This is a genomic window from Luteibacter sp. HAY1-4A, from assembly GCF_056755355.1.
In genome coordinates, this window is sequence record NZ_JBNDHZ010000013.1 from 40,496 (window position 1) to 64,236 (window position 23,741).

The window sequence follows — 23,741 nt, forward strand, 5'->3', positions numbered from 1 at the left end:
GAAAACCTCGACTGTGGCGCATGGGCGGCTCTGTGCCGGTCAACGGGAAAGGAAGTCGCCGACGGCCCGCGCAATATCGGGCGCATGGGTTTCCAGCGCGAAGTGACCGGTGTCGAAGAAGCGCACTTCCGCGTCGGGGATATCTCGCTTGAACGCCTCGGCACCCGGTGGCAGGAAGAAGGGATCGTTCTTGCCCCATACGGCGAGGAAGCGCGGCTTGTGCTTGCGGAAATACGCCTGGAAGGCCGGATACAGCGCCACGTTGTTCTTGTAGTCGCCGAACAGGTCCAGCTGGACTTCATCGGCACCCGGGCGGGCCAGGTAATGGTTGTCGAGCGCGATGCCGTCGGGCGAAACGCGCGATTCGTCGCTCACCCCGTGCACGTACTGCCAGCGCGTGGTCTCCGGCCTCAGCATGTCTCGCAACACCTCGCGATTCGCAGGCGTGGGGTCTTGCCAGTACGCGCGGATCGGGTTCCATCCCTCGCTCAGCCCTTCCTCGTAGGCGTTGCCGTTCTGCGAGATGATCGCCGTGATCCGTTCGGGGTGGCGCGCCGCGATGCGAAAGCCTGTGGGTGCGCCGTAATCGAACACGTAGACCGCGAAAGCGTCAAATCCCACCACCTCCGTGAAGCGGTCGATCACGTCGGCCAGGTGGTCGAAGGTATAGGCGAAGGTCTCGCGCGATGGCATGTCGGACAGGCCGAAGCCCGGCAGGTCCGGCGCCACGATGTGGAAACGATCCGCAAGCAGGGGTATCAGGTCACGGAACATGTGGCTTGACGACGGGAACCCGTGGAGCAGGAGCAGCTTCGGTGCATCCGCCGGGCCCGCTTCGCGATAGAACACGTTGAACCCGTCGACGTTGACGGTGCGGTAGTTGATCGTAGTCATGGCATTGCCTCCATAAGGTTTTCAGGCCGAGACGGCTCGGGCAGCCTGGAGGACCAGGTCCACCACCGCGTCGGGCGCCGTGACGGCTGGCGCGTGATCGACGGGACGCTGCACGATGCTTGCATTCGCGCGTTCCGCCATGAATCGCTGGGTGCCTGCCACGATCATCCGGTCGTTCTCGGCCAGCAGGTACCAGGCCGGTACGTCCTTCCACAGCGGGCGAGGCACGGGCACGGTGATACAGGCCCTCGAGATGGGGCGCTGCGTCGCGGCGAGAAGCGCCTGCTCATCGGCAGCGGCGTCCGGCGCGAAGGCCTGCGCGAACGCCCGCTCGGGAAGCCAGATGATCCCGTGACTATCCGGGGCCAGTTGCGGCGCCATGGGATGCGGCTCGGCGCGGTAGAAGACATCCGCCACCGTCTCACCCTCGTCCGGCACCAGGGCGGCTATATAAACGAGGCCCTTCACGGCCGGATGTCGTGTCGCGCCGATGACGGCGCCCGCATAGGCGTGGCCGACCAGGATAACCGGCCCGCCGGCCCTCTCCACGGTCCGTTCGAGGGAAGCCACATCGTCGGCGAGCGTCGTCATCGGCAACGGCGCCGTAACCACCTTGTGACCCCCATGGAGGAGCCGCGTGAGCACCTTGGCCCAGCCTGACCCGTCGGCCCAAGCGCCGTGAACCAGAACAAATGTTGTATCGGATTTACGCATCACGGGCTCCCGCTTGAAGTTCTTAATAACCGTCTCGATGTAGGTAGAGAGGTTATGTCTTGCCAGAATAACTTGTCAAGTGCTTTTTGAGCGGTTACTTTTCCGATCCTAAAGAGGGGTCTCTCAAGCCATGTCCCAGTCCTTGCCTCCCGTGTTCATCGCCGATGCCCCAGGCCTGGATTTCCTGAATTCGGTGGCCACGCCGGTGGATGTGCCTGTCGACTGGATCGACGACGGCGCCGGGCTCCTTGCCTGGCTGGCACAGGCCGGGATGGTTCCCCCGGACGTGCTGGGTGCGATGCGCGTGCGCGCGATGCCAGGCGAACTCGACCGCCTCGCCGATCAGGCGCGCAGCCTGCGCGAGTGGTTCCGGGGTTTTGTCCGCGCGAATAAAGGCCGCGCGCTCGACGCGGGAAACCTGAGGGATCTGGACCCCCTCAACCAACTGCTCTCGCGGGACGAAGGCTTCGCGCAGATCGTGTCAGGCGAAGGCAGCGACAAACTTCGATTCGTCCGCACGCGTCGATGGTCGTCGCCGGAATCGCTGCTGCAACCGATCGGCGAAGCCATGGCGAAGCTGGTCGCCGAGGAAGACTTCTCATATATCAAGGCTTGCGAAGGTCCGACCTGCACCCTTCTGTTCGCCGACCACACGCGCGGCCATGTTCGCCGCTGGTGCAGCATGGCGGCCTGCGGTAACCGGGCGAAGCAAACCGCGCATCGTCAACGCGCGAAAACGCCCGGTTAAAGCTTTGCGTGAAGCGCGCTGGCGCGACGGGGTTCGCATTGAACCCCCTTCCCGCGCCAGCGCGCCTTCTACATCTGCGGCGAGGTCATACGCCGCGCTCGCTCTCCGTCAGGACTGCTCCACTCTGACTTCCACACGGCGGTTAGGTGCGAGGCACGCGACCAGCCCGGCATGCGCACCGTCCGGGCAATCCTTCACCGGATCGCTTTCCCCCAACCCCTCCGCGACGATCTTCGTGCGCGGTACGCCGTCGGCGACGAGGGCATCCATCACGGCGCGCGCCCTGCGTTCGGATAGCGGCTGGTTATAGGCGTGGGTGCCCAGGCGGTCCGTGTAGCCGGTGACACGGATGCCCTGGATATTCGCCATGTGCGAGCGAAGTTTGACCGCCAGGTCCGTCACTGCCGCCTTCCCTTCCGGAGTGAGATCGGACTTGTCGAACGCGAACAACGCATCCGCGGACAACGTGATGTGTTCAGGCATCCGTTCGGCAACCGCGGATGCAGGCGGGGGCGCGGGTTCGTCGAGGAACCGTGCGCACGCCTCCGGTTTCCAGTAGAAGCTTTGCGCGCGCTTGTCGTCGTCGAACAGCACCTTGTATTGGCACACGGTCACTTCGTCGCTGCCCGGCCGGCGGAAGTTGAACACGTAGTTCCACTCGCGCACGCCCCAGATGCCTTCACTGAAGTGCGGGTAACCGATGAGGTCGGACACCTGCTGTTTCTCCAGTCCCGGTTTCACCTGGCGAAGGTTGGCAAGGTTAGGGAACGTGCCGCCCTTGTGCATCGGGGTGACCTCGCTCGTCGCAGGCCACACCAAGGTTCCCGCGGAGTGGCCGTCCTTCGCGACCTCCTGGCTCACGTTGCCGCAGGCGGCCAGGGCCACGGCCAGTGAAGCGACGGCGAGAGACTTGAACGATGCGCGCATGGTGTTGATTCCTTTGTTGGCATTCATGGGTTCGCTCCTCACCACACCACGGCCGCGCCGACGCCCGCGCCCGCATCGCCGCGCGAATTGGTGGTGGCGTTGAGCTTGAAGACGTAGCGCCCGCTTTCCGTCACCGTGGACATGCCGACGGCGATGCCCGTCTCGCCATGGAAACTGCCCAACGATACGGCGGCGGCGTTCTGGTTCGGCTGGTAGGCCTGCGGCAGGCTCGCCATCGCCATGGCGGAGGCGATGCCCGCGTTGGCACGGTTGCCGACTCGGTTGAGGTCGCGATCCACGGACTGGAAGCGTTGGTCGACATAATCCTTCGTCCAGTTCTTCGCGCTGTCGATGGCCTGGTCCAGCTGGCCCACGTTCACCGCGTCGGTGGGGTTCACACCGGCCGCGACATTGGTGACCGTGCGCTCGTGGCCGGCGGAGCCGACCGACACGGTGTTGCTCCCATTGGCGACCGATCCCGCGCCGATCGCCACGCTGTTGTCACCGGTCGCGGTGGAACCGGCACCGACCGCCGTGCTGTTGTCGCCCGTGGCCGATGAGCCAGCACCAGCCGCGGTGGAATTGTTTCCTCCCGCCGAGGCGGTCGACGTGTTGTCAGGGCTGGTCTGGTACGTGTTGTTGGTAGTGCCGCCGCCACCCGCCGGCAGGTTGTTGATCGTGTTGCTGAGGTTGGTCAGTTCGGAGTAAAGGGCGTTGATCGAGGCGTTGGTGGCGAAGAGTTGCGAACCGTTGATGGCATCCGTGCTGAGTTCGCCGATGCGTCCCGCCGCCAGGTTCGTGATCGTCCGCTCCGCGCCCGCCGCACCGACACTCACCGTGGAACCCGGCGTGCTGCCGGCGAAGGCGTAGGTCACGCCGGCCAAGGTGGTGTTAGCCGTGCCGACGGCGGCCGCCGTTTCGGAGCCGGAACCCAATGCCACGCTGCCGGCATACGCCGCCTCGGAACCCGCGCCAAGCGCAAGCGCCTGGATGCCGTTCGAGGTAGCACCCGTGCCGAGGGCCACACCGTCGGCGAGGTTCGCCGTGGAATCCTGGCCCACGGCGATACCGCCCGGTGCCGTCTGCTGCACGATGGCGTGGTTGCCGATGCCGATGCCGTTGTCGCCGTTCACCGTGGTTTCCGGACCGACCGCCACCGATTCCGCACCGACGGCCGCCGAATCGCTGGCGGCGGAATTGGCGTGGAAGTACTTGGTGGGCGTCACCGCGAACGAGGCCAGCGATCCTTTCAACTGACGCAGCGTCACCGCGTCCTGGTCCTCGGTGCCGTCGGCCACGTTGGTGATCTGGCGGAAGTCGGTGGCGTTGCCCACCGACACGGCACCGAGCAACGTGCGATCGGTGGTGTTGAACGGAATCACGTGCGTACCCGCGGTGACGGAGCCCGATGCCGGTGCGATGGCCCGGTCGGACACCGCGCCCGAGCCGAGTGCCACGCCGCCGAGCACGGACGCGGACGTGCCCTGGCCAAGGGCCGTGGCGTTCTGCGCTGTGGCGGTGGAACCTACGCCGGATGCGACCGCGTTGAGGCCGGTGGCACCGTTGTTGTCGTAGTTGCCGCCGGTAACGCCGTTATCGTTGACGCTGTAGTAGTGCGTGGCGTTGTTGATGACGGTGGTGTTCAACGCGTCGATCGCCTGGTTGGTGGCGTAGAGCTGCGATCCGTTCACGGCGTCGGTGCTGCCGCCGTCGATGCGGCCCGCCGCGACATTGGTGACGGTGCGCTCGGCGCCCGGCGCACCCACGCTCACCGTGCTGCCCGGCGTGGCGCCAGCATAGGTGTACGCCGTACCGGCAATGGTGCCACCGCCCGTCTGCACCACCGGCGCGGTCGTCGAACCGGCGCCCAGGGCGACATCGCCCACGTTGCTTCCCGCCGTTGCACCGTTACCGATCGACACCGCGTTATCGGTGTTCGCCGTGGAGACCGGGCCAATGGCTACGCTGTTGATGCCGTTGGCAAGCGAGTCGGCGAGGTTCGAATTGGCATGGAAATACTTGATGCCGTTGGTGCCGATCTGGTCGAAGATCTGCTGAACCGAGCTGTAGGTATTCCCGGCGTAGGTAATGCTGGTATTGATCTGGCCTGTAACGGGATCGTACGTGGTACCGCCCCCGATGCCTCCCGCGATGCTGTCGCCGAGGTTGGTGACGGTGTTACCGAGGTTCGTCACCGTATTGCCAAGATTCGTCACCGACGTACCGACGGTGCCGATAGCCTGTGTGGCGGCGAACAACTGCGAGCCATTGATCGCGTCGGTGCTGCCGCCATCGACGCGTCCCGCCGCGACGTTGGTGATGGTGCGTTCCGCGCCCGGTGCACCCACGCTCACCGTCGAGCCGGGCGTGGGGGCCGCGAACGCGTAGGCCGTGCCGTTGATGGTCGTTCCTGCCGTGCCGACCGCGGCGTCCGTTACCGAACCGGCACCGAGTGCCACGCTTCCCGCGAACGCAGCCTGCGCACCGGTACCGAGAGCGATCGCCTGGATGCCGTTGGACGTGGCGTTGTTGCCCAGTGCCAGCCCGTCGGCGAGGTTCGTGGTCGCGTTCTGGCCAATGGCGATGCCGCCGGGTGCGGTGGCCTGCACGATCGCGCCATTGCCCATGCCGATGCCGTTGTTACCGTTCACCGTGGTCTGCGGTCCGATGGCCACCGATTCCTGGCCTACGGCCGCCGAGTCCGTCGCCGTCGAGTTGGCATGGAAATACTGCAGCGGCGTGACCGCGAACGAGGTCAGCGCGCCCTTCAGCTGACGCAGCGTGACCGCATCCTGGTCTTCCGTGCCGTCGGCCACATTGGTGACCTGGCGGAAGTCGGTGGCATTGCCGACGGAGACGGCGCCGCGCAGTGTGCGGTCGCTCGTATTGAACGGAATGAGGTGCGTGCCCGCCATGATCGACCCCGAATCGGGCGCGATCGCGCGATCCGACACTGCACCGGAGCCCAGCGCGACGCCACCGAGCACCGACACCCCTGTGCCCTGGCCGAGTGCGGTCGCGTTATCGGCGGTGGCGGTGGCACCGACGCCGGCGGCCAGCGCGTTGAGACCGGTGGCACCGTCGTTGGCATAGTTCGCGCCAGGCGTGCCGTTGTCGTTGACGCTGAAGTAGTGAACCGCGCCCGCGGCGACGTCGCCGTCGATCTGGTTGAATATCTGTTGCAGCGAGCTGTAGGTGTTGCCGCCGTACGTGACGCTGGTCGTGATGTTGCCCGTCGCCGGATCGTAGGTGGTGCCACCGCCGATGGTAGTGGCGATGGTATCGCCGAGATTGGTAACGGTATTGCCGAGGTTCGTCACGCTCGTGCCGAGCCCGGTCACCGCCTGGTTGGTGGCGAACAGCTGCGAGCCGTTGATGGCATCGGTGCTGGCGCCGTCGATACGCCCCGCCGCGACGTTGGTGATCGTGCGTTCCGCGCCAGTCGAGCCCACGCTGACCGTGCTGCCGGGTGTGGTGCCCTGGAACGCATAGGTCACGCCGTTGATCGTCGTTCCGGTCGTGCCCACCGCCGCGGCGGTGGTGGATCCGGACCCCAAAGCCACGTCGTTCGCGTTGTTCGCCGTGGCGGTATTGCCGAGCGCGATGGAACCGGCGCCGAGCGCGCTGCTGGTATTGCCGACGGCCACGGAACCGACGCCTTGCGCGTTGTTCCCGTTGCCCTGCGCCACTGCACCGTCTCCGTTCGCGGTGTTGTTCGCGCCCACGGCGACGGCGCCATTGCCCGTCGCCGAGTTCGGATCGCCGATTGCAACCGCGCCGTTGCCGTTCGCCGTCTGCCCTTCGCCGAACGCGATCGCGCCCGTTCCTCCCAGCACTTGCGAGTTATGGCCGCCGGCGATGGCGCCGGTACCGGCCGCGGCCGCCACCGTATTCGTGTCGCCGATGGCGATCGTGGAAGCCGCCTGGGCGAGGGACGTGAATCCGAGCGCCAGCGCATTCGTGGCCGATGCGACGTTGGCTCGCCCAAGGGCGACGGCGGAGGCGCCTGTGGCGGAACTGCTGCCGAGCGCCACGGCGTTCGCACCCGACGCCACCGTGAAGTTACCCATTGCGACTGAGCCGACTCCGCTAGCCGTAACGTCGATGCCGACGGCGATGGCGTTGTTTGCCGTTGCGCCGCTACCTGCGATGCCGCTTTGTAATGCACCAAGGTACATGGCGTTGATACCGGTGGCCTTGGCTTGCCTGCCTATCGCGAGAGCATCGGCTTGGGTCGCCTGTGCCTGAAACCCCAGACCTACGGCATAAAGGCCCGATGAGGTGACGTCCGTGCCGATAGCGATGGCCGATTCGGCCGACGCACCTGCCCCTGTCGTGCGGGGTCCCAGGTAAATGGCATTGAGCGCAGTCGCGTAAGCCTGGAAGCCGACGGCGGTGGAATGGACGGCCATGCTCTGGGTTCCCAGGCCAGCCGCCAGTGCCCCCTGGCCATTGGCGACCGAAGAACCACCCAATGCGACGCCCTCGCCATTCGACACCGCAGCGTTGTAACCGATGGCGACGCCAAAGGGCGCCGTCGTCGCGCTGGATCCGATGCCTATGGAGACGCTGCCTGTCGACCCGGTGCTGCTGGACGACGTACCGATAACGACGGCAGAGCTCTGGTCCGCCTTCGCCTGGGTACCGATGGCGACGACGCCATTGCCGGTTGCGGCGACGTCTGTACCGATAGCGATGGCAGAATCCGCCAGCGCACCAGTTCCTGCCGCGGTCCGGGCACCCAGATAGATTGAATTGACCCCCAGCGCGTAGGCCTGGAAGCCAAGGGTGATGGAATTCAGGGCAGCACTGTGGGCAGCGTATCCGATGGCAGTCGCGCCGCCTGCATCCGCGGCGGACTGATAGCCGGCGCACGTCGCCGAGCCGGCGTACGCGTTGTAGGGCGGATTCGCGCAACTGACCTGCGCCTGTGCCGAGGTCGTCCACACGAGACTTCCGACCAACCCGACAGTGCCGACGAGGAAGGTGGCCAGACGATGCGCCGGCGCCCGGCCCACGCGTCGTTCCACAGTTTTACCGCCTGAGCGATTGCTGGCCAATTCCGAAGCAACCACGAGCTGGTTCAAGGCCCGGTTCCAGATCTTGCTGTAAATCCTGTTCATATCGGTTTCCTGTTGCGTGGGGAGATGCACGGGAGTCATCAGCCGGGGAGTCGAACCGCGCACACGTGCCCGTCGCACGGCGCAAGCCGCGCTTCGCGCTATGGCGTATCGGTATTCCCCGGAGTTTGCGGCCGCAGTCTTCTGTCGCGCACGGCAATGGCCGCGCACGTCGGATGACGGCGGTATTCGGGAATCAGTGGGTCAGATGCCGATCACTGCGGCGGTGGATGCGACATCGCCATGCGCGGCGGCGCCAATCCATGACTTCGGCTCCACAAGGAGAGCCGTTTCGCTTTCGGCCGTTCCGGCCGCGTAGGTGGATACGTGTCCATGGCGTCTACAGCTCCCCCTGTTACAGCTGTCCGTTTCTATGCCGACGTTACGACCACGCCTTCACGGCGTGTAGAACCTTATAGCTCAAGCACGAAGCGAATGAATGAACGTCAAAGGCCGATTTGTGTGAGCGACATCACGTTACTGCAAGCACAGTTCCGCGCAGCACATTATTTGTCCGACAAATGCAAACGGTTCGCAATTTGGACGTCTATAACAACGATTTCGAATGCAACCAGTTGGAACGGTTTCGGCAGTCATCTCATATTTTGTTCGTCATGAATTCGGCACTCATGCGCCGCATGAACTCATGGGACATGACATTGAATGCGCCTTGGATCGAGAACCTTACGAATCGCTTAGTGGGGCGGGGCGCCCGTCCCCCGGCTATCATGGGCATACCAACAGGATCAGGGGATCTCATGAACCGCACGAAGACGCTTCGCCACGCCGCGTTATCTTTTGCCGCCGTGGTCTCACTGGCTGGCTGCGCCCACGACCAGCCGGCCACCCATGTCGGCCCTTACGGCTCCACGAAGGACGGCAAGGTGAGCTACGACACGATGCCGGCGAAGGACTCCGACCGGTATCAGGCGACCAAGGGCCAACACACGTTCGGCGCGCAACCCATCGACAATCCGCCGCCCGTGTACCCGCCGGAACTGGTGTCGGCGAACCTTGCGACAACCATCCACGCCAAGGTGATTGTCGACGGCGAGGGTAAGGTCACCGATGTACGCGACCTCGACACCATGGGCGGCGAACACCACGGCGCGTTCTTCGCGGCGGTCCGGGACGCCGTGCTTCGCTGGCGCTATACGCCGATGACGGTGGTCCAGGATCACGAGGACGCCAAGGGCAGGTTCAACACCACGCGCACCACCGAGCCCTTCAGCCTCGACTATGCGTTCCGGTTCGAGCTGAAGGACGGAGTGCCGACGGTATCGGCAACTCGCTAGGGCACGCGCTCGGCGCGTTCGCTGACGGCACCGTTTTCATACACCGCCAGCGCACGCGCCTTGCCCTCGCCGCCCACGTCGAACTGGAAACGCAGGTCGCGCTCCTTCGCGAAGAACCGGTTCGCCGCTTCGGGATAGAGCGTGACGACCAGGGTGCCGGCCGTCAGCTTCAGGTGATCGCCGTCCACTATGACGACGATGTCGCCCACGTGCTGCGAACGGTATCGCCCCGCGAAGGCATCGAGCGCGGCGGCGGGCAGGGCGAACGTACGGGCCGGAGGCGTATAGGCGGCCGGCCCATGGTCGTAGCTGAGCACGCGATGCATGCGCCATTGTCCGCCGTCGTACTTCCAGAGCGCGGTGAACTCGGCCTGCCCGTCCAGGCGTTCGGCGCTGCCCGCATTCGTGACGTAGAAAAGGTGGCGGCCGGAGAGGATGCCGTAGCCCCCCTTCATGGGATGGAACGCGATGCTCTTCCCGTCCGCCTCGCGCCGAAGATGCATCTTTGGATCGCCGCACGGCCCCTTGCGCAACGACTCGATCAGCGCTTCCCGTCCCGCCGTCAGCCCGCCCTTGTCATGGTAGAACTCGACGTCCTTCGTGATCAGCCCGTCCATCGTCTTCATGTCGCAGGCGTTGTATGCCTGCCAGAATCGTGTGTCGGCGGCGCGGATACGGGACTCGTCATCGTCCGCTGCATGCGCGGAAAACGACAGGGTGGACACGAGGGCGAAACAGCCCATGATCAGCCATCTGCGGGTGATCCTGCATTCCATGATTTAGCTCCCTTCGACCGCCGACGCTCCGCACAGATTACTGAAGGAGCCGGTTGATGTCCTCGATGTCCTTCAGCGTAGCCGCACCGACAGTGCGTTTGAGAAGGAGCTTGTTGAGGATGAACTGGTGGCGCAGGGCGGTGTACTGGCTGCGGATCTCGGCCACGGTCTGGATCGCCACCACCACGTTGGTCAGGCTCTGGGTGCCGATGTCGTATCCCGCGCGCATGGACGCCAGGGCCTTCTTGGCCGCATCGACGGCGTTGCGGGCATCGCTTACCTGCACGATGCCCGCCTCCACCAGGTTGAAGTAGTTGTAGGCATCCCGCGCCGTCTGGCGACGTACAGACTCCAGCTCGCCCTGGTCCGCGTCGCGCTGGTGGATCGCCTGGCGAACCTGCGACTGGGTGAGCCCACCGCTGAAGAGCGGCACCGAGAGCACGAGGCCGACCGTGGTGTTGCCCGTGCCGTAGCTGGATGAGCCAGGCAACCGGTTCGACCAGGCGCCGGCCTTGTCGTAGCCGACCGCCAGGTTCACGGTGGGAAGGTGTCCCGCACGCGCTGCGTTGATCGAGTGCTCGTCCGCATGGACGAGATGAGTGGCCGCCAGCACCTGAGGGCTCTGCTGCATGGCTTGCTGTACCCATGCGTCGGCATTGTCCGGCGTGGGCTTGTCCATGGGCAGGTCGTCGCGCAGCGTCTTGAGCGCACCCGGTTCCTTGCCGGTCAGCTGCTGGAGCGCGCGACGCGCGTCCTTCAGCGCCGTTTCCGCATTGACGCGGGACGACTTGATATAGAGGTAATACGCCTGCGACTGCGTGAGGTCGGCCTCCGGAGCCAACCCTTGCTTGAACAACGTGGCGGCCTGGTCGTACTGCTGCTTGTACGCATCCTCGTACGATCGGAACACCTCCACCTGGTCCTGCGCCACCAGCACGTCGAAGTACGCCGTGGTGGTGCGGACGTAGAGGTCCTGCAACTCGCCCTCGTACGTGGCGTTCTGCGACTCGGCCGTCAGCTTGGCCTGCCGTTCGCGCGCGAACTTCGAAAGGTCCAGCACGGTCTGGTCGAGACTGAGCGAAAGGTCGCGTTGGCGGCTGTGCCCGCTTCCAGACACCACCTCCGCGTTGCCGTTGTTGTCGTTGGTGACCCCGCTGTAGCCCGGGTGGAACTGCTGGAGGCTGAGGCCCGCGGACAGCTGCGGAAGGAGCGCTGCACGCGCCTGTGGCACGCCCTCGGCCACCACCAGCCGACGCGCGTCGGCGGTGGCCAGCACGGGATCGTTGGCCACCGCCTCGCGATAGATGTCGAGGAGATCCTCGGCGCCTGCCGCGACGGGCAAGCCGCCGGCAAGCGCCAGCAACAGGCCAAGGTACGTGGTTAGCTTCCGCTTCTGCATGTTCGCCCCTAGGGAGTACGTATCGATGAGGGCGAATCAGCAAGAAGCGTGCCGGTGTCGAAAAGTCCACCGTCTGGCCGTTACCGCGGCAAAGGATGCGGTCGCGGTGTCTCCTGTCGCTCGACGAGGCTGTCCGCGGACGCTGCATGCGGACACCCTCGGTCACGGTCACGCCGATCGCATCGCGACAACGGGGGGAACGGACGCCGCTCGCAGCGCGGGCGCCAGCACGGCCAGTTGGCCGAGGATCCATAGCGCGATCGCGCCCATAGGCAGGTACCAGACAGGAAGGCGCGGCAACTCATAGAACTTCATCAGGCCGGCATTGATGCCGAAGGCCAACGCCATGCCGAGAACGATGCCGACGGTGACGATCAGGAAGTTCTCGATCTGGAAGTAGCGCAGGATGTCGCCGCTCGTGGCACCCAGGGCGCGACGCACCCCGATCTGTTTCCTTCGCTGCGCCACCCAGAAGCTTGCAAGGCCCACGATGCCCAGCCCCGTCGTGCCCAGCAGTGCGACCACCACGCCAGCCAACAGTGCGGCCATCACCCTGGAGCCGAGGAAGTAGCGGCTGCGCAGTTCGCCGATGGTCTGGCTTTGTGCCTGGTCCATCACCGCTTCCGGGGCGGCCTTGAGCACCGCCTCCCTGGCCCGGCGCATCACGCTCGGCAGGTCGCTCGGGGCGGCGCGTAGCAGGTACCGGCCCGCGAACTCCGGCCCTGGTTCGGCGGGCACGTACACCGACCAGTCGGGATCCTTCGCTTCGCCGCCGCCGGGCTCGGGGACCGAAAGGTGATCCAGTACACCGATCACGCGGAAGGTCTCGCCGCTCCAGAACGTCTTTCCGAGCGGGTTTTCGCCCGGCCAGAAGTGCTCCGCCAGCGCGCGGGTGATCATGACCGGCGGGTTCTTCGGCACGAAGTTTCCGACGGGAGCGTATTCATCCTGCGTGGGAAGTCGTCCGGAGACGAGGTGCAGGCCGAAGGCCTCCGCCGTGCCCGGGCTGGCGAGGTAGAACTCCACCACGCCCCCGAACTGGGCCTTGTCCGCATCCAGGAACACGCCCGCACGTCCCGCGTGCTCACTGAACGGGACGGCGTTGACGACGGTGGCCGCCTGTACGCCGGGAACGCCGCGGATGGCGGATAGCACGCGCGCATTGAGGTCGGCGGCCTGCTCCGGAGCGAAGCCGTCGAGCTTGATTGTGGCGAGCGCGCCTTCGTCCACACCGCTGACCACGTGCATCGCCTGCACGCGCTGCATGATGAGGAAACACGCGTTGCACAGCACCGCGCACGCCAGCGCGATTTCCAGCGCGATGAGGACGGTGGCGATGCGATGCTTGCGCAGCGCGGCGAGGATGGGCTGAACCTGCGTCATGCTCATCTCAGATCACCTTCAGTTGCAGCGCGGGCTCGACGAGGCTCGCACGCAGGGCCGGCAATACGCCCGCGAGGAGGCTGACCCCGACGGAGAGCGCGAAGGTCGTCACGAACATCGACACGTCGAGGTGGATGAAGTCGGCATACGGCACGGGCTGCCGCCGCACCAGCGCGAGGCCGCCCAACGTGAGCAACAGGCCGACCACGCCGCCGACCACGCCGATGACGCCCGCTTCCACCAGGTACTGCGCAAAGACGGTTTTGCGCGAGGCGCCCAGGGCGCGGCGGAGGCCGATCTCACCGCCCCTGCGGAGGAACTTGGCGAGGAGCAGGCCCACGACGTTGCACAGGCAGATGGCCAGGAAGGCGAAGGCCAGCATGGTCTGGAGCTTCACGTCGTTGGGCACCACGCCGTTGAAGTCCAGCCATTCCATGAGCGAGCGCAGGCGGTTGTTGTTCGCGATCTTGATACGACCGAGCGTCTTCTGTTCCGCCGCATAGTCGTCGAGGTAGCGCCGATAGGCGGCCACCTTGGCGGCGTCGCCCAGCTGCACCCACAACGCCACCCAGACGCAAGGCGAGTTCTGCAGGTGGCCGGGGGTGGCCGGCATGCTCCAGCAGGTGAACTGCTGGAAATTCCCGTCGTTGATGTCCAGCGCCGTGTTGAGGGGCGTGATCACGTCCTCGGGCTTGCTGTAGAAATCCGCGGTGTCACCGTTCGAGAACCGCCCGCCCCGCACATCGTAGAACAGCGGCGAGGGTCGCCAGGGAGCCAGCACCCCGACGATGCGCACGTCCTTGCCGCGCAGGCGCAACGTGCGCCCGACGCTGTTTGCGCCGCCGAAGAGCTTCTCGTTGAGGTCGGATGAGATGACGGCGACGCGGGAGCGAGCGCTATCGTCGTCCGCACTCCAGCCCCTGCCGTAGCGAAACGGCACGTCGAACATCGCGAAGAAGTCCGAGGTCGTGGAGAGCATGGGCAACATCAGCGGCGGCAGCCTGGATTCCGGCGCCTCCAGCTTTACCGGGCTGTTGACGATCAGGGCCTGCCTGTCCGCCTTGCGCGAGCTCCACAGGTCCACGGCGGTCTGGTAGTCGAGCACGTCGTAGGGCTCGCGGCCCTTCGACTCCGGACTGACATCCACCTGCGGGTAATAAAGGTGCTGGCTTCGCCCGGGCAGCGGATCGCCCGCTAGGAGATGCATGACCGTGAGCGTGGTCATGCTTGCCCCGATGCCCACGGCGATGGCGAGCACCATCAGCGCCGTGAGCATGGGATTGCGCCGCATGTGGCGCAAGGCCAGTTCCAGGTAGTAGCCGAGCATGCGCACCCCCTTAAAGGTCTTCCCGCATGCGACACGGTATCCCCTTCGGGCTTTCCCGCTGATGTGCCATTGGCCACCCCCAGAGGCCCGGGGGAAGCCAACTTCCGGCATATCTTCAGCGCATGGGGAATATCAATCCGGGATGTTCGGCTCGACCAGCTGCGCCAGCTGCATCAACGATTCCTGCCATCCGAGGTAGCAGGCCTCGGTGGGGATGACATCGGGAATGCCTTCCTGCGTCACCTCGAGCGCGGTGCCCACGCTCACCGCCGTGAACGTCACGGTGGTGACCATTTCGCCTGGGAGGTTCGCGTCCTCGAAGACGTCGGTATAACGGAGGCGCTTGCCCGGCTCCAGTTCAAGGTACTTGCCGCCGAAGGCGTGGCCGTTTCCCGTGCTGAAGTTGGTGAACGCCATCCGGAAGGTGCCCCCGACCCTCGCATCCATCTCGAAGACCTTGCAGGTAAACCCATACGGCGGCAGCCACTTGGCCATGGCGTCCGGGTCGGTGAAGGCCTTGAACAGGCGCTCGGGGGTGGTACGCAGCACGCGGTGCAGATTGACGGTACCCATGATGTTTTCACCTCGATGTGATGACAGAGGAAGGCCCTCTGACTGTTCCGTCGAACGGCCGGGCCCGATTTCGACATGTCCATTTCATTGATTGCCGGCGGCGAAGGAGCCGGCGACATGGTCCACGAACGCCCGCACCTTCGCCGAATGCCGTCGCTCCTGCGGGCTCACCATGTGGATGGGCGACGGTATGCACCAGTCGGGCATCAGCCGAACGACATGGCCGGACGCGATCTCGGCCTCCAGTAGCCAGGTCGGTGTGTAGCAGATGCCCATGCCCGCTAGCACGGCGGTGCGCACCACCTCGCTGCTGTCGGTTTGCAGATCGCCCGAGACCGGAACGCGACGCTCGGTGCCTAGTGGATCGGGCGCTCCGGGGCCGGCGACGAAATGCCATGCGCTGCGCATCCGCGTGCCGGTATAGACGATGCAATTGTGGTGGATGAGGTCTTCCGGGTGGCGGGGGATTTCAATGCCCTTCGGCAGGGAGCGCAGGTAGCTCCGGTGCGCAAGCACTTCTCGTGTGGACTGCCCGACGCGACGCGCGATGAGGCTGCTGTCTGAGAGGTCCCCGATGCGAGCCGCCACGTCGATGCCGCCCTCCACCAGGTCGATGAAGCCATCGCTGAGCTTCAGGTCGATTTTCACCTCCCTGTGTTTCGCCAGGAAGCTTTGCACCAGCGGCATGAGTTTGAGGCGTCCGAAACCCACCGATGAAGCGACGCGCAACCAGCCCTTCAGCTGCTGGCGGCCGGAGTCGAGGGCCGCCTCCGCTTCGGCGATTTCGGCCACCAGCCGCCTCGCCTGCTCGAAGTAGCGCTCGCCCTCCTCGGTGAGCGCGAGCGAGCGGGTGGTACGCGCCAGCAGCTTCGCGCCCAGCTCCCGTTCCAGGGCGGCCACCTGTTTGCTCACCCCGCTCTGCGTACTTCCGGACTCCTTGGCTACGGCGGAAAAGCTGCCGGCCTCCACCACCCGCACGAAGGTCTGCATGGCTTGCAGTTTGTCCATCTCCAGCCCCAGATATTCCCATTAGGACTGAATGATATGCCTGTTTTCTGTCTAGTTGGCCGTCATGTCATCAATCAAAGTGCCGTCCACCAGCCAACCGGCCACGGAGTCGCACATGAATACCCAAGTCGTCCTGATCACTGGCGCACTGACCGGCATCGGTCGCGCCACGGCCCTCGCCTTCGCCAAGGAGGGTGCGCGCCTCGTCGTAAGCGGCCGTCGCGAGGAGGCGGGGCACGCCCTTGCCGCGGAATTGCGCGCCATGGGCAACGAGGCCGAATTCATCCGCGCCGATGTGCGGCACGAGGCCGACGTCCGCAACGTAGTGGAGCAGACGGTAGCGCGTTTCGGGCGCCTCGACGTAGCCGTGAACAACGCAGGTACCGAGGGTCGACTCGGTCCTGTCGCCGAACAGACGGCGGACAACTACGAGAACACGTTCAGCACGAACGTGCTCGGCACGTTGCTCTCGATGAAGCACGAGATGCGCGTGATGCAGGAACAGCGTGCTGGTGCAATCGTCAATGTGTCGTCGATCGCCGGGCATGTCGGCATCGCCACTGCGTCCGTCTACGTCGGCAGCAAACATGCGGTGGAGGGCATGACGAAGGCGGTAGCCCTCGAAGGCGCAGGCATGGGCGTCCGCGTCAACGCGGTTGCACCGGGCCCTGTCGCCACGGACATGCTGGACCGTTTCGTCGGCAACGACGACACCGCAAAAGAAGGTTTCCTCGCGACGATCCCGGCTAAGCGCGCCGCCTCGGCCGACGAGATCGCCCAGACCATCGTTTTCCTCGCCAGTGACAAGGCCAGCTACCTCACCGGCCAGATCGTCGCCGTCGACGGCGGCTACTCGGCCCAATAACACCACCCTCTTTTTTGACACAAAGGTCACCGTGGGCGACAAGACCATCACCAATTACCTGCATTCGGTAACGAAGGTGCCGGTGGATTTCCCGGCGGCGCCTTCGCTTGCCGCCTGAAGTGCCCTGTAGGCGCACGGCGATATCCAGCACGACGCGAGCGGGTGGCTCTTTCCGCTACCCGCTCGCCAAGCAATTTCGGCAACGTATCCGAGTTCGAACCGGCTTCGACGACCCGGATATTGATCCAGATCAAGTTTGCCACCCGCCGCTTCTGGTTCACTGGCCGTGTATGGACGGATCGGCAGGGGATCCTGGTGACAACACGAGCCACTTTGGATACAAGCCATTCGACGTTGTTCCGTGGGGAGCAGTCGATGACATTGAAAGCCGCATTCGTTTTCCGGCGCGGCCACTTGCTGGTTCGGGCGGCCTTCGCCCTCGCGTTGTATTTCTGCGCACCGGTGCTGTTCGCCCAGACGAGCAGCGTCACGCTGCCCGATTCGATCGAAACCCGCGTGATGGCATGCACCGGCTGCCATGGAAGCCGTGGCGAGGGCAGTCACGACGACTACTACCCCCGCCTGGCGGGCAAGCCGGCCGGCTATCTCTACAACCAGCTCGCCGCGTTCCGGAACGGTCAACGCAAGTACGCGCCCATGACGTACCTGCTGGAGTACCTGCCGGACAGCTATCTCCATGAGATGGCCCAGTATTTCGCGGCGCAGCAGCCACCTTTCCCCACCATGCCGAAGCCGACCGCGAGCCCGCAGGTAATGGCGCTCGGCAAGAAGCTCACCAACGAGGGCGACAAGGCGCGGGACATCCCGCCATGCACGGCGTGCCACGGCGTATCGCTTACCGGCGTGTCGCCGAACATTCCCGGCCTGCTCGGTCTGCGTGCCAAGTACATAAGCGCACAGCTCGGGGCGTCACGGTACGGCGCACGCGGATCGAGCCATCCCAACTGCATGCAGAAGATCACCGTGCGCATGACGGACAGCGACATCGCCGCGGTTTCCGCATGGCTGTCTTCCCTGCCGGAGCCGTTAAGCCCCGCTCCGGCCACGGAAGGGTCACTCCCCCTCGCGCTCACCTGCGGCACGGGCGAACCCAAATGACGCTGCCACCTCTTTCACGATTCGCCCCGCTCGGCGGCGCAAGCCGTCGCGTCCTCGCATGGACCGCGGTCTGCCTTGCCGCGTTCGCGCAGGGCTCGCCCGCGCAGGACGCATCCGTCATCGCTCGCGGCGAATACCTAGCTCGTGCGTCCGACTGCATCGCATGCCACAGCAAACCTGCGGAACGCCCGTTCGCCGGCGGCCGCCCCATGGCGACGCCCTTCGGCACGCTCTACTCGCCGAACATTTCGCCCGACAAGGAAACCGGCATCGGCGCCTGGACGGCCGACGAGTTCTACAAGATGATGCATACAGGCCGCTCGCGTTCCGGCGACCTCCTGTATCCGGCCATGCCGTTCACGGCCTATACGAAGATGACACGCGACGACGTGGATGCCATCTTCGCCTACCTGAAGACGGTGCCTGCGATTCGCCAGCCGAACCGTCCGCACGATCTGCGCTTCCCCTATAACGATCGAAAGCTCCTGATCGGTTGGCGTGCGCTGTATTTCACCGAAGGGGAATTCCAGCCGAATCCCGCTAAATCCAAGGAGTGGAACCGAGGCGCCTATCTCGCCGAGGGTCCCGGGCATTGCTCGATGTGCCACACGCCCATCAATGCCCTGGGCGGCAGTTCCCGTTCCGCGGCCTACGAAGGTGGGCTGATTCCGATGCAGGACTGGTACGCCCCTTCCCTCACGTCCAATCGTGAGGCTGGCCTGGGCGAGTGGAGCATCGCGGAGATCTCGGACCTCCTCCAGGCGGGCGTATCCGAGCGCGGTGCCGTCTACGGTCCGATGGCCGAAGTGGTCCACAACAGCCTCCAATACATGTCGGATGCCGACATCCGCGCGATGGCCGTCTATCTGAAGGAGCTGCCTGGCTCCACGCCGCCGGCTTCCAGCCATGCCCAGGACGCGGAAGCGCTGCGGTTGAATCCGCTGGGCAAGAAGATCTACGCCAACCAGTGCGCTTCCTGCCACGGCACGAAGGGCGAAGGCCGTGGACGAGACTTCCCGCCTCTGGCCGGCAACCAGTCCATCCAGATGAATTCGCCGGTGAACCCCATTCGCATGGTGCTCAATGGCGGCTACCCGCCGGGCACGCTGCGCAATCCGCGTCCCTATGGCATGCCGCCCTTCGCGCAGGACCTGTCCGACGAGGAAGTTGCCGCCGTGGTGACGTACATCCGCACCACCTGGGGCAACCGCGGTACCCCCATCACCGATCGCGATGTGAATGCATTGCGGTCCGCCCCCCTGGACTAGTGGAGCATGGCCATGTCCGAGCCGACGCCAAGTGGCACCCCCCAGGAAGATGCCGAAGTCGATGCCATCGTTCACAGCGGACCGCGGGGCGCACTAGCCGTCGCGGGTGTGGCGGTGGCCATCGTTATCGCCATGTGGTTCCTCTTCTACTTCTTCGCGTTTCTTCCTCGCGGCGTCATTCAATAAAGGCTCGCCATGGTCCCGTCGGCTTCCGAAAACCCGCCTCATAGCGACGTCGCCGCGCGAGCGGAGCGCCGTTGGGCGGTCATCATGCTCGGCATCATCGCGCTGCTGGTCGCAATGGTCGTCTTCACCGGCCTGCACTGGGCCATGATGCCGCCCTCCCGCGTGGAGACGGTCGACCCGACGACCTTGCAGCTGTCGGGCGAATTCATCGAGGGCAACCTCGGCAGCGCCGTCGAACCGGACGGTTCGGTGACGGTACGCGTCGTGGGCCAACAGTACTCGTTCACACCGCAATGCATCGTTGTTCCCGCCGGCAAGCCCATTACCTTCCGGGTCACGAGCGCGGACGTGATCCACGGCATGATGATCGTGGGCACGAACATCAATTCGATGATCGAGCCGGGATTCATTTCCACCTTCAAGACCACCTTCGACAAGCCCGGCGACCACCAGATGCCCTGTCACGAATTCTGCGGCACCGGTCACCAGGCGATGTGGGCCAACGTGAAGGTCGTGGAGCCTTCGGCATTCACGCAACTCGCCGAACATGCGCGGAGGCTCACCTGTGATCTCTAACAAGCGCCTCGTGCTCGCCCATTTCTGGCTGGCCTTCATCGTCTTCGGCGTCGCCATCCTGCTCGGCGAGTGGCAGATGTTCATCCGCAGCCCACTGCATGGCTGGCTGCGCAATGCGGACCTTTACTACCGCTCGGTGACTGCGCACGGCACGGTCATGGGGTATGTATTCCCCACGCTGGTAGCCATGGGGTTCGGATACGCGGTGAGCGAACTCTCCCTCGGCCGCCCATTGATCGGCCCGCGCTGGGCATGGGCCGGATTCATCCTCATCGTCATCGGCTCGGTCACTGCATCGGTGCCTATCGCGATGGGCCTGGATTCGGTGCTCTACACCTTCTACCCGCCCATGATCGGCCACGTGTCGTATTACCTGGGCGTGGTGCTCGTGGTGGTCGGATCGTGGATATGGGTCGCGCTCATGGGCGTGAACATGTACTCGTGGAAGAAAGCCAATCCAGGCGTGCCGGTACCGCTGCCCATGTTTGCAACGGTAGCCGGTGCGTTCCTTTGGGGATGGACCGCGGTAGGCGCCGCGTCCGAACTGCTGTTCCAGATCCTTCCGGTGGCCTTCGGACTCAGCAGCACGATCAATGCGGGACTGGCACGCGTGCTGTTCTCATGGACGCTGCACGCCATCGTCTATTTCTGGCTCATGCCGGCTTACATCGCCTTCTACACGATCGTTCCACGCGCGATCGGCGGGCGTCTGTACAGCGACACGATGGGCCGGGTCGCTTTCGTCCTCTTCCTGGTCTTCTCGATGCCCATCGGCATCCACCACCTGTTCGCCGATCCCCAAGTCGGATCGGGCTTCAAGTTCCTCCATTCCGTCTTCACGGCGATGGTCTCGGTGCCCACGTTGTTGACCGTGTTCACCATCTGCGCGTCGGTAGAAATCGCCTCGCGGTTGCGCGGTGGTAAAGGTGCCTTCGGCTGGGTGAAGGCGCTGCCGTGGGACAACCCGCAGATGCTGGCCCTGGCGTTGTCGTTCGTGATGCTCGGCTTCGGCGGCGCCGGCGGGCTCATCAACATGAGCTACCAGCTCAACTCCACCATCCACAACACGCAATGGATCACCGCGCACTTCCACCTCATCTTCGCCGGCGCGATCGTGATCATGTACTTCGCCATCGCGTACGACCTGTGGCCACAGTTGACGGGCCGTGCCATGACGGACCTCCGCCTGATCCGCACGCAGCTGTGGCTCTGGTTCATCGGCATGATCGTGCTGACCTTCCCCTGGCACTACGCGGGATTGCTGGGCGCGCCGCGGCGCATGGCGTACTACGACTACTCGGGGCCGAACGGCCAGACCGAGGCATTCACCGTCATCATGTCCGTGGTGGGCGGCGCGATCCTGGTGGTATCGGCGGGGCTGTTCATCGCGGTGCTGCTGCGTAACCATCGCGGCCGCGCGGTCGAGGTCGCGCCTTATACGTTCAGTCGTGCGATACACGAGCCTAAGTCCGTGCCGTGGGCGCTCAACGGGCTCGGCTTGTGGGTCGGCCTGATGATCGCCCTGACCGTGACCAACTATGCCTTCCCCATCTGGCAACTCCTCAAGCTTCACGAGGCGCAGGTTCCGGCGGTCTACGTAGGGGGCGATCGATGAATGAGCAACACACCCCGTGGTGGCGAGACCGCATCGTCAGGGGAAGCCTGGCCACACTCGCCGTGCTGCTGTTGCTTTCCGGTGCCATCGGCTTCGTCTGGCTTCCTTCCGCGCAGAACGACGCCCGCTTCAAGGGCATCCTCGACGCCATCTGCGGTGCCGCGGGTATTCCAAGAGGTTGGCTGACCGACGTGGTACCGCCGCTTCCCACGCCGCGGCACGTTTCCACCGTTGTCCTCACGCCGGACACGCTTGCGCAGAATGCCCCCGGCGCGATCGGGCGCGGCGGCACCCTCGCGTTGAAATGCACCATGTGCCACGGCCTTCGCGGCGTGAGCTCGTCGGAAACGCCAAGCCTGGCGGGACAGCAGCCGGCCTCGATCTACAAGCAGCTGCGCGATTACCAGACGGGGGCGCGCGCCAGCGCCGTGATGGAACCGCTGGTAAGGGACCTTACCAACCAGGACCTCAAGGACCTGGCCACGTTCTATGGCTCGCTGTCGAGGGAACCGGCGCGCGACCTGGGCGATGCTCCCGACATCGTCGCCATCGGCTCACCCGCGCGCAACATTGCAGCATGCGGTTCGTGCCACGGCGGCATGACGAGCAAGATCGGCGCACCATGGCTCGACGCCCAGCCGCGCACCTACCTCCGCACGCAGCTGCTCGCCTTCGCGCACGGCACGCGGCGTAACGACACGAGCGCGCAGATGCGCAACGTGGCGGCCAACATGACCGAGCGGGAGATCGAGCAGGCGGTGGAGTATTACGGGGCTGGGCGCTGAGGCCGGATGAGCGATGGACCCCATGCCGCCTCGTCCGCGTTCAGAATAGTTCCCCCTGCGGCGAATGCACCCGCGGCGGCACAAACCTCGACGTATCCAACACCGTATCCCAAGCCCGATCCAACCCCGCCTTCCGCGTCGCCACCTGCACCCGCTTCCGGATGATGTCGGCAAACACTCCTTGCCCGCGCATGCGCGTGGCGAAGTTCGAGTCGTAGTCCTTGCCGCCATTCATCTGCTGGATGAGGCTGATGATGTGCGCCGCGCGGTCGGGGTAATGCAGCTCGAGCCATTCGCGGAACAGCTGCTTCAACTCATAGGGTAGCCGCACGCAGGTATAGCCGATGGCGTTCGCGCCGGCGGCGCCGGCTTGTTCAATGATGGCTTCCACATCGCGTTCGTTGAGTGCCGGAATGATCGGCGCGACAAGAACACCGACAGGCACGCCCGCTTTCGCCAGCGTCTCCACGGCTTTCATCCGCTGATGCGGTGCCGACGCCCTTGGTTCCAGTTTCGAAGCCAGCTTGTTGTCCAGCGAGTTGATCGAAACGAACACCTGCACCAGGTTCCGTTCGGCCATCGGCGCGAGGATGTCGATGTCGCGCTCCACCAGTGCGTTCTTCGTGACGATGGTGCACGGGTGGTTGCACTCGTTGAGCAGCGCCAGCGCGGCGCGCGTCAGTCGCCACTTCTTCTCGATCGGCTGATACGGATCAGTGTTGCTGCCGATGTTGATCGGCTTGCACACGTAGTTCCGCTTCGACAATTCGCCTCGCAGGATTTCTTCCAGGTTGACCTTCGCGAACAGTTTGGTTTCGAAGTCGAGGCCGGGGGAGAGGTTGAGGTAGGCGTGCGACGGCCGGGCGAAGCAGTAGATGCAGCCGTGCTCGCAGCCGCGATAGGGGTTGGTGGCCTGGTCGAAGCTGACGTCCGGCGAGTCGTTCCGGCTGATGACGCTGCGTGCCAGTTCCTCCCGCACCTCGGTGGCCGGACGGTGCTCGTCTTCCTCGCGGTACCAGCCGTCGTCTTCGGCCTGGTACCGCGTGGATTCGAAGCGGCCCTCCGGGTTGGAGGCGGCACCGCGGCCCTTGTGGCGCCGGATCATGGGAATCGGTTCGGACATTGTACAAATGTACGACCCTGCCGTCTCAAATGGCGCGATA

At 64.9% G+C, this 23,741-nt stretch carries 20 protein-coding genes; 9 read left to right on the plus strand and 11 right to left on the minus strand.

The genetic code is table 11. The features are described 5' to 3' along the window. Positions 1-39: 39 nt before the first annotated feature. On the minus strand, positions 40-894 hold the full coding sequence (locus tag ACPYOD_RS06245) for an alpha/beta fold hydrolase (protein ID WP_481300868.1): 855 nt from the start codon (positions 892-894) through the stop codon (positions 40-42). A gap of 21 nt (positions 895-915) precedes the next feature. Continuing rightward, positions 916-1,608 (minus strand): alpha/beta fold hydrolase, encoded by a 693-nt coding sequence (locus ACPYOD_RS06250; protein ID WP_481300869.1) that lies wholly within the window; start codon positions 1,606-1,608, stop codon positions 916-918. Positions 1,609-1,759: 151 nt separating this feature from the next. Between ACPYOD_RS06250 and ACPYOD_RS06255 the strand changes: the two genes are divergently transcribed. Then, positions 1,760-2,356 carry a CGNR zinc finger domain-containing protein gene (locus ACPYOD_RS06255; RefSeq protein ID WP_481300870.1) on the plus strand — a complete coding sequence of 199 codons (597 nt, stop codon included), beginning with the start codon at positions 1,760-1,762 and terminating at the stop codon, positions 2,354-2,356. Positions 2,357-2,464: 108 nt separating this feature from the next. Here ACPYOD_RS06255 and ACPYOD_RS06260 read toward each other — a convergent pair whose 3' ends face one another. After that, complete coding sequence (locus tag ACPYOD_RS06260) at positions 2,465-3,310, minus strand: outer membrane protein assembly factor BamE (RefSeq protein ID WP_481300871.1); 846 nt, start codon at positions 3,308-3,310, stop codon at positions 2,465-2,467. A gap of 11 nt (positions 3,311-3,321) precedes the next feature. Further along, positions 3,322-8,406: an ESPR-type extended signal peptide-containing protein gene (locus ACPYOD_RS06265; RefSeq protein ID WP_481300872.1), complete on the minus strand. Its 5,085-nt coding sequence runs from the start codon at positions 8,404-8,406 to the stop codon at positions 3,322-3,324. Between the two features lie 755 nt (positions 8,407-9,161). Between ACPYOD_RS06265 and ACPYOD_RS06270 the strand changes: the two genes are divergently transcribed. Then, complete coding sequence (locus ACPYOD_RS06270; protein ID WP_481300873.1) at positions 9,162-9,698, plus strand: energy transducer TonB; 537 nt, start codon at positions 9,162-9,164, stop codon at positions 9,696-9,698. On the opposite strand, the gene ACPYOD_RS06275 is transcribed toward ACPYOD_RS06270, so the two are convergent. From ACPYOD_RS06275 to ACPYOD_RS06300, 6 genes are all read right to left on the minus strand, one after another. Continuing rightward, entirely contained in the window at positions 9,695-10,474 is a 780-nt protein-coding gene (locus tag ACPYOD_RS06275; RefSeq protein ID WP_481300874.1) for a nuclear transport factor 2 family protein, read from the minus strand. The two genes, ACPYOD_RS06270 and ACPYOD_RS06275, sit on opposite strands and share 4 nt — an antisense overlap. Before the next feature lie 37 nt (positions 10,475-10,511). Beyond that, the gene (locus ACPYOD_RS06280; RefSeq protein ID WP_481300875.1) at positions 10,512-11,873 is read right to left on the minus strand and encodes a TolC family outer membrane protein; all 1,362 of its coding nucleotides are present in this window, start codon (positions 11,871-11,873) and stop codon (positions 10,512-10,514) included. 168 nt (positions 11,874-12,041) lie between these two features. After that, complete coding sequence (locus ACPYOD_RS06285) at positions 12,042-13,256, minus strand: ABC transporter permease (protein WP_481300904.1); 1,215 nt, start codon at positions 13,254-13,256, stop codon at positions 12,042-12,044. Positions 13,257-13,263: 7 nt separating this feature from the next. Then, entirely contained in the window at positions 13,264-14,583 is a 1,320-nt protein-coding gene (locus ACPYOD_RS06290; protein WP_481300876.1) for an ABC transporter permease, read from the minus strand. A 132-nt stretch (positions 14,584-14,715) separates the two neighbouring features. Beyond that, positions 14,716-15,156: an SRPBCC family protein gene (locus ACPYOD_RS06295; protein ID WP_481300877.1), complete on the minus strand. Its 441-nt coding sequence runs from the start codon at positions 15,154-15,156 to the stop codon at positions 14,716-14,718. 84 nt (positions 15,157-15,240) lie between these two features. Then, positions 15,241-16,164 (minus strand): LysR family transcriptional regulator, encoded by a 924-nt coding sequence (locus tag ACPYOD_RS06300; RefSeq protein ID WP_481300878.1) that lies wholly within the window; start codon positions 16,162-16,164, stop codon positions 15,241-15,243. A 115-nt stretch (positions 16,165-16,279) separates the two neighbouring features. On the opposite strand from ACPYOD_RS06300, the gene ACPYOD_RS06305 reads away from it, so the two are divergent. The 7 genes from ACPYOD_RS06305 (at position 16,280) to ACPYOD_RS06335 (ending at position 22,578) form a co-directional block, all read left to right on the plus strand. Continuing rightward, on the plus strand, positions 16,280-17,029 hold the full coding sequence (locus ACPYOD_RS06305; protein WP_481300879.1) for an SDR family NAD(P)-dependent oxidoreductase: 750 nt from the start codon (positions 16,280-16,282) through the stop codon (positions 17,027-17,029). Positions 17,030-17,404: 375 nt separating this feature from the next. Next, complete coding sequence (locus tag ACPYOD_RS06310; RefSeq protein ID WP_481300880.1) at positions 17,405-18,148, plus strand: c-type cytochrome; 744 nt, start codon at positions 17,405-17,407, stop codon at positions 18,146-18,148. After that, positions 18,145-19,416, plus strand: a complete 1,272-nt coding sequence (locus ACPYOD_RS06315) for a c-type cytochrome (RefSeq protein WP_481300881.1) — start codon at positions 18,145-18,147, stop codon at positions 19,414-19,416. Before ACPYOD_RS06310 ends, ACPYOD_RS06315 begins: the two co-directional genes overlap by 4 nt. Positions 19,417-19,428: 12 nt before the next feature. Further along, positions 19,429-19,602, plus strand: coding sequence for a hypothetical protein (locus ACPYOD_RS06320; RefSeq protein WP_481300882.1), 174 nt, complete (start codon positions 19,429-19,431; stop codon positions 19,600-19,602). An 84-nt stretch (positions 19,603-19,686) separates the two neighbouring features. Beyond that, positions 19,687-20,178 carry a cupredoxin domain-containing protein gene (locus tag ACPYOD_RS06325; protein WP_481300883.1) on the plus strand — a complete coding sequence of 164 codons (492 nt, stop codon included), beginning with the start codon at positions 19,687-19,689 and terminating at the stop codon, positions 20,176-20,178. Next, entirely contained in the window at positions 20,168-21,793 is a 1,626-nt protein-coding gene (locus ACPYOD_RS06330; RefSeq protein ID WP_481300884.1) for a b(o/a)3-type cytochrome-c oxidase subunit 1, read from the plus strand. The genes ACPYOD_RS06325 and ACPYOD_RS06330 overlap by 11 nt, the downstream gene beginning before the upstream one ends. After that, the gene (locus ACPYOD_RS06335) at positions 21,790-22,578 is read left to right on the plus strand and encodes a c-type cytochrome (protein WP_481300885.1); all 789 of its coding nucleotides are present in this window, start codon (positions 21,790-21,792) and stop codon (positions 22,576-22,578) included. Before ACPYOD_RS06330 ends, ACPYOD_RS06335 begins: the two co-directional genes overlap by 4 nt. Positions 22,579-22,618: 40 nt before the next feature. Here the strand turns inward: ACPYOD_RS06335 and ACPYOD_RS06340 are convergent, their stop codons facing one another. Further along, positions 22,619-23,683, minus strand: a complete 1,065-nt coding sequence (locus ACPYOD_RS06340; RefSeq protein ID WP_481300886.1) for a PA0069 family radical SAM protein — start codon at positions 23,681-23,683, stop codon at positions 22,619-22,621. Positions 23,684-23,741 lie beyond the last annotated feature (58 nt).